This is a genomic window from Rhizobium altiplani (genome assembly GCF_001542405.1).
Classification (GTDB): domain Bacteria; phylum Pseudomonadota; class Alphaproteobacteria; order Rhizobiales; family Rhizobiaceae; genus Rhizobium; species Rhizobium altiplani.
Genome location: NZ_LNCD01000085.1, coordinates 15,737 through 28,562 on the forward strand (window position 1 = coordinate 15,737; position 12,826 = coordinate 28,562).

Here is a 12,826-nt window from a genome sequence, read left to right on the forward strand (position 1 = left end):
GCCCTTCAGGCAGTGTCGCGCTCAAGAAAAAGCATTGGACAGGACACTCATGATCACAGTCTTCGGCTCCATCAACATGGATCTCATCGCCACCACCGCGCGCTTGCCGAAGCCCGGCGAAACGGTTGCCGGCAACGGCTTCTCAACGGCAGCAGGCGGCAAGGGCGCCAATCAGGCACTTGCGGCGCGACGCGCCGGCCGAACCGTTCACATGGCGGGAGCCGTCGGCCGCGACGCCTTTGCGGAGCCGGCGGTTGCTCTTTTGAAGGACGCCGGCACCGGACTTGAAACCGTCAAGCAGGTCGACGAGCCGACCGGAACCGCACTGATCCTCGTCGGCGGTGACGGCGAGAACATGATTGCCGTTGTGCCCGGCGCAAACGGCACGATGACGCCGGCCGATGCCGACGCCGCGATCGACGCGATGAAGGAGGGCGACATCCTGATGCTGCAGCTCGAGGTGCCCGTTCCGGCCGTCGAGCGGGCGCTGGCCGCGGCGCGCGCCAAGAGCGTCACGTCCATCCTCAACCTGGCCCCACTGATTGAAGACGCTCCACGCCTCGGCCGCCTTGCCGACATCGTGATCGCGAACGAAACCGAGTTCGAGCGTCTTGCCGGCCAGGAAAACATGGGCACGGCGGATCGCGAGGCCGCGCTGAAACGGCTCAATGCGGAGACGGGGCAAACCCTGATCGTGACGCTCGGCGCAGACGGCGTCATCGCAATCCGCGACGGCGTCATCTCCCGTGCGAAGGGATTGAAGATCGAGCCTGTCGATACGGTCGGTGCCGGCGACACCTTCTGCGGCTATTTCGCCGCGAGCCTGGACGAAGGCCTCGATTTCGAGGCATCGCTGCGACGGGCCGCCGTCGCAGGATCGCTCGCCTGCCTCAAGCAAGGCGCTCAGCCATCGATCCCATCAAGCGCCGAAGTCGCAAACGAGCTATAGGGCAATTCGCCCCGCGACATATCGGGGCGGTTTGCCATACGCAGCGTCTGTTTTCATTAGATTTCATTCAAATTTAATAGGTTTCCGGCGATGTTCCAGCCATCGCCGGCCTTCGCCAAAGGGGGCGGCTTCTGTCACGGCTGCTCCATGAGGGGGCGACGCCTTCGTCCCCTGTGCCGATGAATGCCCCGTACGGCACATCCTTGCTTCCCGAGGAATCCATGTTCATCTTTCGCATGAAATCGCTTGCAGCCAAGCTTATCCTCATTACGGGCGTTGCCATCGCCCTCGTCCTCCTCATTTCCAACTTCTTCCTCATCGGCGAGACGCGCAACCGCGTGCGGACCCTCACCATGGACCAGGCTAATCTCGAGGCGAAGGCTATCGCCAACGAGGTTGCCTCATCCGTCGGCGAGCTGGCAGGGGCCGCGCGCTCGATGGCCGGCACGATCGGTCATGGTCAAGAGGGCAAATATCTCGACCGCAAGGCCGTTCTGGACATGCTGAAGGCAAACGTCGAGCGCAACCAGTTTGCCTTCGGCAGCTGGTTTGCCGAAGAGCCGAACGCCTTCGACGGCCAGTCGCCGTCCATGGCCGGCAAGGCCGAATTCGGCGCAGCCAAGGATGGCACATTCAACCCGTACTGGACGAAGAGCAAGGACGGCGGCTTCAGCTTCTCCACCTTCGATTCCGACTATAAGGCTGCCTGGTACGCGCTCGCCGCAGAAAGCAAGAAGGGCGCGCTTTCGCCGCCTTATGCCGAGACGACGACCGGCGAGAATACCGCGATGACGTCCATTGCCTATCCGGTGTTCTCGGGTGGCAAGATGATCGGCGTCAGCGGCGTCGACATCTCCCTCAAATCGCTCCGCGATAAGCTTTCGACGCTCCACCCCTTCGGCTCTGGCCGCGTTACGCTGCTCTCGCAGACCGGCAAATGGATTGTCTCGCCGATTCCCGAGCTTTCCATGAAGGACTATGACGGCGAAGGCACAGATGCCGTGAAGAGCGCGCTTTCGACGCTACAGCCAGCCGTCGTCAAGGACCTGAGCTACGATAGCTACGAGCCCTTCGACCGCGTCGTCTATCCCTTTGCCCTGCCCGACGTGAACACGACCTGGGTCATCCTCGTCGACGTCCCGCACTCGGCCATCAACGCGCCTGTTCAAGATCAAACCTTCATGATGGTTGTCGCCGGCATTCTCGTGCTCGCAGCCGTCATGATTGCCCTCTACCTAGCCGTCCGTTCCCTCGTCCAGCGTCCGATCGGCGGTCTCGTCGCCAGCGTCAAGGCACTCAGCGACGGCAAGTACGAGCAGCCGGTAGCCGGTCAGGATCGCGCTGACGAGATCGGCGCCGTGGCCAAGGCTCTTGAGGGCTTCCGCTTCGCACTCGCCGACACGCAGCGTCTTGAGGCCGAGGCAAACAACCAGCGCGATGCAGCCGAAACCGAGCGTGGCCGCTCGGAAGCCGAGCGGCATCAATCGATCACGCTGCAGCGTCATATCGTGTCGATCGTCGGCTCAGGCCTGTCCGAATTGTCCCAGGGCAACCTCGGCCATCGCATCACCGAGGACTTCCCGGGCGAATACGCCAAGCTGAAGCAGGACTTCAACGCGGCTCTCGAAAGCCTCGAGGAAACCATCAACACGATGAACCTCAGCGTCGTGAACATCGGCTCCGGTACAAGTGAAATCAGCGGCAGCGCCTCCGACCTCGCCAAGCGTACGGAACAGCAGGCAGCAAGCCTGGAAGAAACGGCAGCCGCGCTCAACGAGCTCACCGCACAGGTCAACTCCAGCGCCGACAACGCCCGCACGGCGGCTGATAACGTCAACCTCGCCTGCGAGGATGCCGAAAAGTCAGGCGAAGTGGTGCGCAAGGCAATTGCTTCGATGCAGGGCATCGAGCAGTCCTCCACCGAGGTCTCGCGCATCATCGGCGTCATCGACGAGATCGCCTTCCAGACCAACCTGCTGGCCCTGAATGCCGGCGTTGAAGCCGCACGCGCCGGCGAAGCCGGCAAGGGCTTTGCCGTCGTCGCGCAGGAAGTCCGCGAGCTGGCCCAGCGTTCCGCGAACGCCGCCAAGGAGATCAAGACGCTCATCAACACTTCGGCCGTACAGGTCAAGGAAGGCGTCGATCTAGTCGGCCGCGCCGGCGATACGCTGCATAAGATCTCCGAGCAGGTCATGGGCATCAACGGCCTTATCCGCCAGATCTCCGCATCGGCCAGTGAACAGGCGATCGGACTGAAGGAGATCAACCAGGCCATGAACCAGATGGACCAGGTTACCCAGCAGAACGCAGCCATGGTCGAGGAGACGACGGCAGCCAGCATCACGCTGAACGATGAGGCCCAGACGCTGAAGCAACTCGTGACACGCTTCCGCGTATCCGGCATGAGCCACGCTTCCGCACTACGCTCGACGGCTCAGCAGATGCGCGGGCCGACTGCTGCACCGACGTATCGCCAAGCTGCAGCACCGGCACCGCGCCGCGCAGTTCCGCAGACTCAGGGCTCGGCAGCGCTTGCTCAGGACAACTGGGAAGAGTTCTAGAGTTCTAAGCCGAACTCGACGGCTTGAATGAAAAAAGGCGCCTGGGCAATCAGGCGCCTTTTTTACTGGCATGTTGAATGCTCAGGCTGCGTTCGAGGTCTGCTCCTCATTGAGGAACGCATAGATCGCCGAGGCGGAGTCGGTCGCACGCAGCTTGGCGACGAGATCGTGGTCGCGCAGCACGCGGGCGATGCGCGAGAGGGCCTTGAGGTGATCAGCGCCAGCGCCTTCCGGTGCGAGGAGCAGGAACACCAGATCCACGGGTTGATCGTCCAGGGCCTCGAAATCGACGGGCTGATCGAGACGCGCGAAGATGCCGACGATGGAATGGACGCTTGCCAACTTACCGTGCGGAATAGCGATCCCGTTACCGACGCCGGTCGAGCCAAGGCGTTCGCGCTGCAGGACAACATCGAAAATTTCCCGCTCCGAAAGCCCTGTGACTTTCGACGCCTTTGCAGCCAATTCCTGGAGGAGCTGTTTCTTGGAATTTACCCTAAGGGCGGGAATGATCGCATTTTGCTGCAGCAAATCTGCCAAAGCCATTTTATTTTCCTTCTGCGCCAAGAGAGGAGAGCGGCAGCCTAACTGCCGCCCTTCGCCTTGATCTCAGCTTTTGATACTGGCTGCATCGATCCAGCCAATGTTACCGTCGTGCCGACGATAAACGATGTTCAGTTGTTCCTTGCCTGGACTGCGGAATAGCAGCAGCGGCTCATCCGTCATGTCGAGCGCCATCACGGCGGTCGCGACAGACATTGTTTTTAGTTGCTTGGTGCTTTCGGCGACGATCGCCGGCGCGAAGTCATCCGGGATCTCGTCTTCGTGGTCCGACATGCCATCCATGACGGTGTAGGCAACTTCCGCAGAACCATTCTGGTGATTTCCGGCGTAGTGATCCTTCAGCTTGCGCTTGTAGCGGCGAAGGCGCTTCTCGATCCGCTCGGAAGCGGCATCGAAGGCCAACTGCGGGTCCATCGCCTCTCCGGCGGCATGCAATACAACTCCGCTATCGAGATGAAGCTTGCAGTCGGCGGAAAAACGGGCGTTGGCCTTATGCACGATCACTTGACCAGAATACCCTCCGTCGAAGTATTTCGTGACGGCGACACCGATTTGGTCCTCGATCCGCTGACGGAACGAGTCACCAATTTCCATATGTTTACCGGATACACGCACACTCATGGAGTTTCCCTTCTTACAGTGTTTGCGGGTACCAGTTTACGCCAAGGCTCACCCTCATCCAAGCACTTCGCGCGATCCCAAGCAAGATCGGCCGAAGTTGCCGGCTTCAGGCGCCCTGAGGATGATGGGGATAACTTCCAACGCTGTCCACAGCGCCAATTGCGGCGCGCTTCTAGCCAGAAGTTACCAAAATGTCAACAGACGCATGAATTAGAATTTATAAATACACGTATCGGTAGCTCCAGGCAGCAATCAAAAACCCGCAACCTTGGCCAAAGCGCGCTTCTCCCGCCGGCGCTGGACCGACGATGCGATGTTCATCGCTTCCCGGTATTTAGCCACCGTGCGACGGGCCAGGTCGATGCCGCCCTTCTTGAGAATATCCACGATATCGTCGTCGGAAAGCACGGATTCCGGGCTTTCCTGCGAAATCAGCGTCCGAATCTTGTGGCGTACGGCCTCGGCCGAATGGCTGTCACCGCCTTCGACGGCGCTGATCGAAACGCTGAAGAAATACTTGAGCTCGAAGAGCCCCCGCGGCGTCAGCATGTACTTGTTGGATGTGACGCGGCTGACGGTGGATTCGTGCATCTTGATGGCGTCGGCCACCGTCTTGAGGTTGAGCGGCCGCAGGTGATCGACCCCATGCATCAGGAAGGCGTCCTGCTGCCGAACGATCTCACTCGCCACCTTCATGATCGTCTTGGCGCGCTGGTCGAGGCTCCGGGTCAGCCAGTTGGCGGTCTGCAGGCATTCCGACAGAAACGCGTGATCCTCACCACTCTTGGTGACTTTTGAAAAATACGCCTGGTTGACCAGAACGCGCGGCAACGTGTCGGGATTGAGCTCGATCAGCCAGCCGCCGTCGGAGCCTGCCCGCACGACGACGTCAGGCATGATCGCTTCCGACATTCCGGTTTCGAAGCCGGCACCTGGCTTGGGATTGAGCTGCCGGATCTCGCCCAGCATGTCGAGCAGATCTTCCTCGTCCACGCCACACAGCCGCTTCAGCGTCGCGAAGTCACGCCGGGCCAGGAGCTCGAGATTGCTGACCAGCGCCTGCATGGCAGGGTCAAAGCGGTCTTTCTGCCGAAGCTGGATCGCCAGGCACTCCGCCAGATCGCGGGCGAATACACCGGGCGGATCGAGCGCCTGCAAGGCGGCGATTACACGCTCGACATCGTCGACACCCGCGCCCAGCCTGTCGGCTGCTTCCGTCGCATCGCCCTGGAGATAGCCTGCCTCATCCAGCTGATCGACGAGATGTTGCGCGATCAGGCGATCGGCCATATCGGGCAGGACAAAGGGCAACTGCTGGGCAAGGTGATCGCGAAGCGAGATTTGACCGGCAACGAAATCATCGAGATCGTAGCTCTCCGCCCCTTCGCCGCTGCCGGGCATCGACTTCCACTGGCTGATCAGCTCCGGAGCATCGGCGCGCTGCGGGACGCCGTCATCGGGAAACACGTTGGCATAATTGGCGTCGAGTTCGTCGCTGAGGCGGCTTGCCCCACCGCTGTTGCCACTCTCGTACCAATCGCCCGACAAGACCTCGGTTCGGCTATCGTAGCCGTCGTCGGAGGGGTCTTCAGCCTGATGCGCGTAGGCCTCGTCCTCCGCGCCCCCGCGCTCGCTGCCCGATTCCGCATCATTTGACGGAATCTCGAGCAGCGGGTTCTTTTCGACTTCCTGGGCAATAAACTGCGTCAGCTCGAAATGCGTCATCTGCAGCAACTGGATGGACTGCATCAGTTGCGGTGTCATCACCAGCGACTGGTTCTGGCGCAGGAAAAGATTGGCCGACAGTGCCATAGCGGACGCGAAACTCCCGTTCGTCTCCTCCGGGAAACCGCGTCCTGCCAAGGGCTCAGGCCACGGAAATCCAAGTTGGCCCAAAAATTGCTTTTTTATTCTACTTGGTCAAGCGGAACCGTCACAGAAGGTGAATTTCCGCGGCGCGAGAGCGCGTCAGAGGCTGAAATTATCGCCGAGGTAAAGGCGCCGCACTTCCGGGTTGTTGACGATGTCGTTGGCACGACCGTGCGTCAGCACTTCGCCGGCATGGATGATATAGGCGCGGTCGATCAGGCCCAACGTCTCGCGCACATTGTGGTCGGTGATCAGCACGCCGATGCCGCGCGCCGTCAGATGATGCACAAGATGCTGAATGTCGGCGACGGAGATCGGATCAACGCCCGCAAACGGCTCATCGAGGAGCATGAAGGTCGGATCGGTCGCCAGCGCGCGGGCAATTTCGAGGCGGCGACGCTCGCCACCGGAAAGCGACACGGCGGCGCTCTTGCGCAGCTTGCGAATGTGAAACTCATCGAGCAGTTCGTCGAGCTTCTTCTCGCGCGCAGCCTTGTCGTTGATGTGCACTTCCAGGACGGCGCGAATATTCTCTTCGACGGTCAACCCCCGAAAGATCGACGCTTCCTGCGGCAGATAGCCGACGCCCAGCCGCGAGCGACGATACATCGGCATCGTCGTGACTTCGTTGCCGTCGATCTCGATCGTACCTTCATCAACGGGCACAAGCCCGGTGATCATATAGAAGCAGGTTGTCTTGCCGGCGCCGTTCGGACCCAGCAGGCCAACGGCCTCGCCGCGTCGAACGACCAGCGACACGCCGTTCACGACACGGCGGGTGCTATAGGTCTTGGTCAGACCGCGCGCAATCAGCGTGCCCTGGTAACGGCTTTTGTCGCCGGCGGGGGCTTCAGCAGCTTGCTGCCCGGACCTGCCGAACATGGTCGATAGCGAGAATAACTTCACGTGGTACGGCCGGGGTCAGTTCTGTTTCTGCGATTTCGGATCAAGCTGAATCTGGACGCGCCCCCCGCAGCTCTCCAGCTGTGCCTGTCCCGTCTCCATGTGCACAGTCAGCTGGCAACCCGTAAAGACGTTGGGCCCATCGGTGAGGACGACCCTGTCACCCTTGAGGATGAAAAGCTGCTTGGCCATGTCGAACGAACCGTTGTCGGCGGTAGCTGTCTGCGTGCCCGAGGTCAGGTACACCTTGTCCGTCACCACGATGTGATCGATATCGGCGTTTCCGGATGAAATCGATGCCGAAGCATTCTTGGTGTCGGCGGCCTTGGCGTCGGCGGCAGGCGCGTTCGCATCGCCGGCCTTCGGCTTGTAGTAGACCGTCATGTGGCCGGCCTGCAGCGTCGTCTTGCCCTGCACGACCTTCACATTGCCAGTGAAATCGGCCGTGTGCTCCTTATCGTGGATCTCCAGCTTGTCGCTCTCGATCTGGATCGGTTCGTTACTGCTGAGCTTCAGCCCATCCATCTGACTGGTTGTTGCCTGCGCCAGGGCGCCTCCGGTCAACACGAGCAGCGCAACCGCGCCACTCAGAAATACTGCTCCCGCCTTGCGGGTAGAAATGCGACAAGCGTTTGTCATGGTGACCCGGCTGTTAAGTGCCCTGTTTGTGAATAGCTGAGGGATCGACGTTCATGCGTACATTTCCCTCGAATGTGATCGTCTGCCCCTTATCCGTCATCTTGACCGACTGCGCAACAATAGAGGCACCATCTTTCTGAATGCTTACGGGATCCTCGCTGGTGAGCTTCCCGCCCTTGATGTCGACCTTGGCGCTCTGGAAGTTGGCCGTCAGCCCATTGCTCAAAAGGATGGCAAAGGGAGATTTGACATCGAGATTGTCGGTCGCACGATCGTAGTCTGCGGCCGTCGCCTCGACGCGGGCGATCAGATCGTCCTTCATCGGGACGGCCGCCTTGATATTCTCAAGCGTCATCAGGTTGGGATTCTTGATATCCTGAAGCGCGCGTTCCGCCAGCATCGAATAGTTGATGCCATCCGAGTTGCGGCCGGAGATGGCGGGCTTTTCCATCACCACCTTGCCATTCTCGATCTTGGCGCCCTCGATCTTGATGTTCTCCGGCAGGTAGGTGCGGATCACGGATACACCAATGAAGATCAGCGACACCACAACGGCCGCGATCGGAAGGATGACCTTCAGGCGGCGCACCCGTGCCGAATGGAAGCGCGCAGCGACATAGGCGCTTCGCTCCGGCGTCACATAGTCAGCCTGTGCCGTTGTGTTCAAAGTATTGAGCATAACCTGGTCCGTGTAGGTGATGGAGCAGCGTATATAAGCATTCTCGCGCTCGATCACAGTTCGTTTCGCATTATTACACTGACTTGCCAATATGGATTTTTTTCTGCAACAAGCAACAAAGGCGCCGACGCGTGCAAAATCTACGTGTCCGAACGGCGCAGGAGCCCTAGATTTGCGGGATCACGCGTGCTCCCACCCCCTGGAGGAATGTATGGACAGTTCCATGATCGCCGATCGCCGCAGGCTTCGCCGCAAGGTCGGTTTCTGGCGCGTCGTCGCGGTGCTGCTGCTCGTGCTATTGGGTTACGCTGCTTACCGGGCACTCATCGGCGATATCGCGACCAGTCGGCCGCACGTCGCCCATGTGACCATTTCCGGGCTGATCACCGATGATGACGAGCTGCTGGAGCGGCTGAAGAAAATCGAAAAGAGCGATGCGGTGAAGGCCGTCATCGTCTCGATTTCCTCACCCGGGGGCACGACTTATGGCGGAGAGCGGATATTCAAGGCAATCCGCGCCATTGCCGCCAAGAAGCCTGTCGTATCCGACGTGCGCACGCTGGCCGCTTCCGCCGGCTACATGATCGCGACCGCCGGCGACATGATTATTGCCGGCGACAGCTCGATCACCGGCTCGATCGGGGTGATCTTCCAGTATCCGCAGATCAGGCCGCTGCTCGACAAGATCGGCGTTTCGATGGAAGAAATCAAATCGTCGCCCTTGAAGGCCGAACCGTCGCCATTCCATCCGGCGAGCGAAGAGGCCAAGGCCATGATCAACAACATGATTCTCGACAGCTACGGCTGGTTCGTCGATCTCGTCGCCGAGCGGCGCAAGCTGCCGCATGATGAGGTGCAGAAGCTTGCGGACGGCTCGATATTCACCGGCCGTCAGGCGCTCAAGGTCAAGCTGATCGACCAGATCGGCGGAAATGACGAGATCAGGGCCTACCTTGAGACGCGCAAGGTCAGCAAGAACCTACCTGAGGTCGATTGGGACAAGAGAAGAAACACAGCTTTCCTGCTCGCAAACAGCGCATCTCATATCCTCACGCTGCTTGGTTATGACGATCTTGCCAAGGCGCGCGACCTCGGCGGAATCCTGCCGCAGAAGTTGCTCCTTGACGGGCTCCTTTCAGTTTGGCAGGTTGGCAATGATTGATAAAAAATCAATAATTTAAGGGGGACGAAAGTGATCAAGTCCGAACTGGTGCAGATCGTTGCAGCCCGCAACCCGCATCTTTATCATCGTGACGTCGAGAATATCGTCAACGCGGTTCTCGATGAGATAACCGACGCGCTCGCGGCCGGCAATCGCGTCGAGTTGCGCGGCTTCGGCGCCTTCTCGGTGAAGAACCGCCCGTCCCGCTCCGGCCGCAACCCGCGTACCGGCGATACCGTTTTCGTCGAGGAGAAGTGGGTTCCCTTCTTCAAGACCGGCAAGGAGCTGCGTGAGCGCCTCAACCCGGGACAGGCCGACGAAGAGGATTGATCCTCTCCCTGATGCAGCCTGCGGCAGGCCCGCACTTGAACTTGGGTCTCGGCCCACTATCCTGCTGACCAGATCAAAGCGCTGCGTCAAAGTCGACGGGCGTTGATATACGGAGGCCGAGCATGGCGAAGAAGATCACCAACCTTTTGATTTTTTTACCACTCGGAATCATTTTGATCATCTTCTGCGTCGCCAACAGGCAGGTGGTGACGCTCGCCTTCAACCCGTTTCGGCCGGACGACCAAGTCCTTTCCTTGTCAGCGCCGTTCTTCGTGTTTCTTTTCATCACGCTGATCATCGGCATGCTGGTCGGCTCGGCAGCCACCTGGCTCAATCAGGGCAAATACCGCAAGCGCGCGCGAACCGAAGCGAAAGCGGCCGTTCGCTGGCAGGCCGAGGCGGGCCGCCACAAGACCCACGCCGAGGAAATTGCGGGCCATCTGCCGTCGAGGTGACGCGCACGCCAAGGGCGGACAGCGGGCCGAAATTCAGCTATGCAACCACTTGCAGCCATAGATCCGGCTTCATAGCTATATAAAATGCGACCCACTGCACATCTGCTAGGCGGCACAGTCGTTTCGCGGCATACGAGCCCTGCCTTGCGAGGATGAGACCATGAATATCGACGAAATCCTGCGGTCAGTCGTGGCCGTTCGCTCCTCAATTCCTGATGATGCCTTTACGGCCGGCACACTCGGCACGCGCCGGGAGGGAAGTGGCGTCGTCATCAAGCCATCCGGACTGGTCCTCACCATCGGCTACCTGATCACCGAGGCCGAGGAAGTCTGGCTGACCACGCTAGACGGGCGCGTTGTCGCGGCCCATCCTCTCGCCTACGATCAGGAGACCGGGTTCGGCCTGCTTCAAGCACTGGGTGACCTCGGCCTGCCGGCATTGGAATTCGGCGACGACATCGGCGCTAACCTCGGTGATCCGGTCGTGCTGGCGGATGGAATCGGCCAGTTCGTGGAAGCCAGGATCGTGGCAAAGCAGGAATTCGCGGGTTATTGGGAATATCTGCTTGATGAGGCGATCTTCACCACGCCTGCGCATCCCTCCTGGGGAGGCGCGGCACTCATTAATGGCGACGGCAAGCTGCTTGGCATCGGGTCACTGCGGCTGCAGATGAGTCAGGGCGGCGACGCCGTCGATATCAACATGATCGTGCCAATCAATCTGCTTCCGCCAATTCTGGACGACCTGATGACCCAGGGCCGCGTCAACAAGCCACCGCGTCCATGGCTAGGCGCGTTCTCCGCAGAAAGCAACGGCGATGTGATCGTTATGAGCGTCGCCGACGGAAGTCCTGCGGACGAGGCCGGCCTGCGCCGAGGCGACATCATTTCCGAGATCCGCGACGGCGAGGTCGATGGACTTGCCGATTTCTATCGCAAGGTCTGGAGCAGCGGCCCAGCCGGCGCGGAAATCCCGATGCGGGTGGTGCGCAATGGACGCGAGGCGTGGCTGCGCATCAGGTCCGCTGATCGCAATGCTTTCCTGAAGAAGCCGCAGCTTCAATAGGCGTGCGCATCCCGGGCGGCTGGGTAGAAACTCATCTCTTCGTAGTCGCCTTCCGCCGATGAGCCGGATCCCGTGACGATGAACCCCTTGGATCGATAGAAGGCGTTCGCACGCTCGTTCTTGACCAGGCATTTCAGCCGATACTTCCTGAGTGGCCAGTTCGGCAGCGCCGCGAGCAAGGCGGCTCCCGCCCCCTGCCCTTGCCAGGACTTGCTGATATAAAGCATGTGAATGAAATCGTCCGGCGGCCACAGGGTCATGAAGCCCGCGGTCTCACCGTTCGGCGCTTCTGCAATCCATAGGTCTTCGCCCTGTGTGTGGACGCTGAAATCCTCGTGGCGGAAGCTGGCCGGATCGACCCATTTGAATGTTTCGCGGCGGACGGCCAGATAGATGTCGGCCAGCCTTTCCAACTCCGACTGAAGTGGCGATCTGATGGTCCACTTCACGGATGGTGACGTCGTCTGAATGGAGAAATCTGTCAATTCCGACCCTTATTCTGCGGCTTTGGCACTGACGGCGGCGTTGAAGCTGGAGAAGAACTGCTGTGCCAGTTTAGCGGAGGTTGAGTCGATCAACCGCGCGCCGAGTTGGGCAATCTTGCCACCAACCTGGGCCTTTGCTTCATACTGCAGGACCGTTTCCCCGCCCTCGTCCTTCAATACGACATCAGCGCCGCCCTTCGCAAAGCCGGCAATACCGCCCTTACCCTCGCCCGAGATCGTGTAACTTTCCGGTGCCTGAATGTTGGAGAGCAAGACCTCGCCGTTGAACGTCGCCGAAACCGGACCGATCTTGACCTTCACCACTGCCGTGAGCTCCGTCGGGGACTTCATCTCCAGTTTCTGACAGCCCGGAATGCACTGCTTCAATATCTCGGGATCATTGAGTGCCGCCCATACGACATCCCGGGGTGCGGTAATCCGTTCTTCGCCGGTCAAGTCCATCCGAAAATCCTCCCCTTTTCGATGTGGCTCAATTTATCACAGCCCGAAAGCGCTTTGCCAAGATGAAACGGAATGCTATTT

General features: G+C 60.0%; 14 protein-coding genes. 6 read left to right on the plus strand and 8 right to left on the minus strand.

The genetic code is table 11. From position 1 onward, the window contains the following. Window positions 1-49: 49 nt before the first annotated feature. Window positions 50-949 carry a ribokinase gene (locus tag AS026_RS19950; RefSeq protein ID WP_062371278.1) on the plus strand — a complete coding sequence of 300 codons (900 nt, stop codon included), beginning with the start codon at window positions 50-52 and terminating at the stop codon, window positions 947-949. A gap of 221 nt (window positions 950-1,170) precedes the next feature. Then, complete coding sequence (locus AS026_RS19955; protein ID WP_062371280.1) at window positions 1,171-3,510, plus strand: methyl-accepting chemotaxis protein; 2,340 nt, start codon at window positions 1,171-1,173, stop codon at window positions 3,508-3,510. Window positions 3,511-3,591: 81 nt separating this feature from the next. Here the strand turns inward: AS026_RS19955 and ptsN are convergent, their stop codons facing one another. From ptsN to lptC, 6 genes are all read right to left on the minus strand, one after another. Continuing rightward, window positions 3,592-4,056 (minus strand): PTS IIA-like nitrogen regulatory protein PtsN, encoded by a 465-nt coding sequence (gene ptsN / locus AS026_RS19960; protein ID WP_007529605.1) that lies wholly within the window; start codon window positions 4,054-4,056, stop codon window positions 3,592-3,594. Between the two features lie 63 nt (window positions 4,057-4,119). Continuing rightward, on the minus strand, window positions 4,120-4,695 hold the full coding sequence (gene hpf, locus AS026_RS19965) for a ribosome hibernation-promoting factor, HPF/YfiA family (RefSeq protein ID WP_025658734.1): 576 nt from the start codon (window positions 4,693-4,695) through the stop codon (window positions 4,120-4,122). 252 nt (window positions 4,696-4,947) lie between these two features. Continuing rightward, window positions 4,948-6,507 carry an RNA polymerase factor sigma-54 gene (rpoN, locus tag AS026_RS19970; protein WP_062371282.1) on the minus strand — a complete coding sequence of 520 codons (1,560 nt, stop codon included), beginning with the start codon at window positions 6,505-6,507 and terminating at the stop codon, window positions 4,948-4,950. 156 nt (window positions 6,508-6,663) lie between these two features. Next, the gene (lptB, locus tag AS026_RS19975; RefSeq protein ID WP_018857727.1) at window positions 6,664-7,446 is read right to left on the minus strand and encodes an LPS export ABC transporter ATP-binding protein; all 783 of its coding nucleotides are present in this window, start codon (window positions 7,444-7,446) and stop codon (window positions 6,664-6,666) included. 39 nt (window positions 7,447-7,485) lie between these two features. Beyond that, window positions 7,486-8,106, minus strand: a complete 621-nt coding sequence (locus AS026_RS19980) for an LptA/OstA family protein (RefSeq protein ID WP_062371284.1) — start codon at window positions 8,104-8,106, stop codon at window positions 7,486-7,488. A 13-nt stretch (window positions 8,107-8,119) separates the two neighbouring features. After that, window positions 8,120-8,785 carry an LPS export ABC transporter periplasmic protein LptC gene (gene lptC / locus AS026_RS19985; protein ID WP_062371487.1) on the minus strand — a complete coding sequence of 222 codons (666 nt, stop codon included), beginning with the start codon at window positions 8,783-8,785 and terminating at the stop codon, window positions 8,120-8,122. A 211-nt stretch (window positions 8,786-8,996) separates the two neighbouring features. Between lptC and sppA the strand changes: the two genes are divergently transcribed. The 4 genes from sppA to AS026_RS20005 all read left to right on the plus strand — a co-directional run bounded on the left by sppA (window position 8,997) and on the right by AS026_RS20005 (window position 11,798). Continuing rightward, window positions 8,997-9,947, plus strand: coding sequence for a signal peptide peptidase SppA (sppA, locus tag AS026_RS19990; protein ID WP_062371287.1), 951 nt, complete (start codon window positions 8,997-8,999; stop codon window positions 9,945-9,947). Between the two features lie 30 nt (window positions 9,948-9,977). Continuing rightward, complete coding sequence (locus AS026_RS19995) at window positions 9,978-10,277, plus strand: integration host factor subunit beta (RefSeq protein WP_003544934.1); 300 nt, start codon at window positions 9,978-9,980, stop codon at window positions 10,275-10,277. 122 nt (window positions 10,278-10,399) lie between these two features. Next, window positions 10,400-10,732 (plus strand): hypothetical protein, encoded by a 333-nt coding sequence (locus AS026_RS20000; protein ID WP_062371289.1) that lies wholly within the window; start codon window positions 10,400-10,402, stop codon window positions 10,730-10,732. A 160-nt stretch (window positions 10,733-10,892) separates the two neighbouring features. Next, the gene (locus tag AS026_RS20005; protein WP_018857732.1) at window positions 10,893-11,798 is read left to right on the plus strand and encodes a S1C family serine protease; all 906 of its coding nucleotides are present in this window, start codon (window positions 10,893-10,895) and stop codon (window positions 11,796-11,798) included. On the opposite strand, the gene AS026_RS20010 is transcribed toward AS026_RS20005, so the two are convergent. Continuing rightward, window positions 11,792-12,247 (minus strand): GNAT family N-acetyltransferase, encoded by a 456-nt coding sequence (locus AS026_RS20010; RefSeq protein ID WP_062371291.1) that lies wholly within the window; start codon window positions 12,245-12,247, stop codon window positions 11,792-11,794. The two genes, AS026_RS20005 and AS026_RS20010, sit on opposite strands and share 7 nt — an antisense overlap. Before the next feature lie 45 nt (window positions 12,248-12,292). Continuing rightward, window positions 12,293-12,745 (minus strand): SRPBCC family protein, encoded by a 453-nt coding sequence (locus AS026_RS20015; RefSeq protein WP_062371294.1) that lies wholly within the window; start codon window positions 12,743-12,745, stop codon window positions 12,293-12,295. Window positions 12,746-12,826: the final 81 nt, after the last annotated feature.

Bases quoted from the DNA above. Each gene is read 5' to 3' on its own strand.
- AS026_RS19950 (WP_062371278.1), top strand. From the start codon at position 50: ATGATCACAGTCTTCGGCTCCATCAACATGGATCTCATCGCCACCACC.
- AS026_RS19955 (WP_062371280.1), top strand. From the start codon at position 1,171: ATGTTCATCTTTCGCATGAAATCGCTTGCAGCCAAGCTTATCCTCATT.
- ptsN (WP_007529605.1), bottom strand. From the start codon at position 4,056: ATGGCTTTGGCAGATTTGCTGCAGCAAAATGCGATCATTCCCGCCCTT.
- hpf (WP_025658734.1), bottom strand. From the start codon at position 4,695: ATGAGTGTGCGTGTATCCGGTAAACATATGGAAATTGGTGACTCGTTC.
- rpoN (WP_062371282.1), bottom strand. From the start codon at position 6,507: ATGGCACTGTCGGCCAATCTTTTCCTGCGCCAGAACCAGTCGCTGGTG.
- lptB (WP_018857727.1), bottom strand. From the start codon at position 7,446: ATGTTCGGCAGGTCCGGGCAGCAAGCTGCTGAAGCCCCCGCCGGCGAC.
- AS026_RS19980 (WP_062371284.1), bottom strand. From the start codon at position 8,106: ATGACAAACGCTTGTCGCATTTCTACCCGCAAGGCGGGAGCAGTATTT.
- lptC (WP_062371487.1), bottom strand. From the start codon at position 8,785: ATGCTCAATACTTTGAACACAACGGCACAGGCTGACTATGTGACGCCG.
- sppA (WP_062371287.1), top strand. From the start codon at position 8,997: ATGGACAGTTCCATGATCGCCGATCGCCGCAGGCTTCGCCGCAAGGTC.
- AS026_RS20000 (WP_062371289.1), top strand. From the start codon at position 10,400: ATGGCGAAGAAGATCACCAACCTTTTGATTTTTTTACCACTCGGAATC.
- AS026_RS20005 (WP_018857732.1), top strand. From the start codon at position 10,893: ATGAATATCGACGAAATCCTGCGGTCAGTCGTGGCCGTTCGCTCCTCA.
- AS026_RS20015 (WP_062371294.1), bottom strand. From the start codon at position 12,745: ATGGACTTGACCGGCGAAGAACGGATTACCGCACCCCGGGATGTCGTA.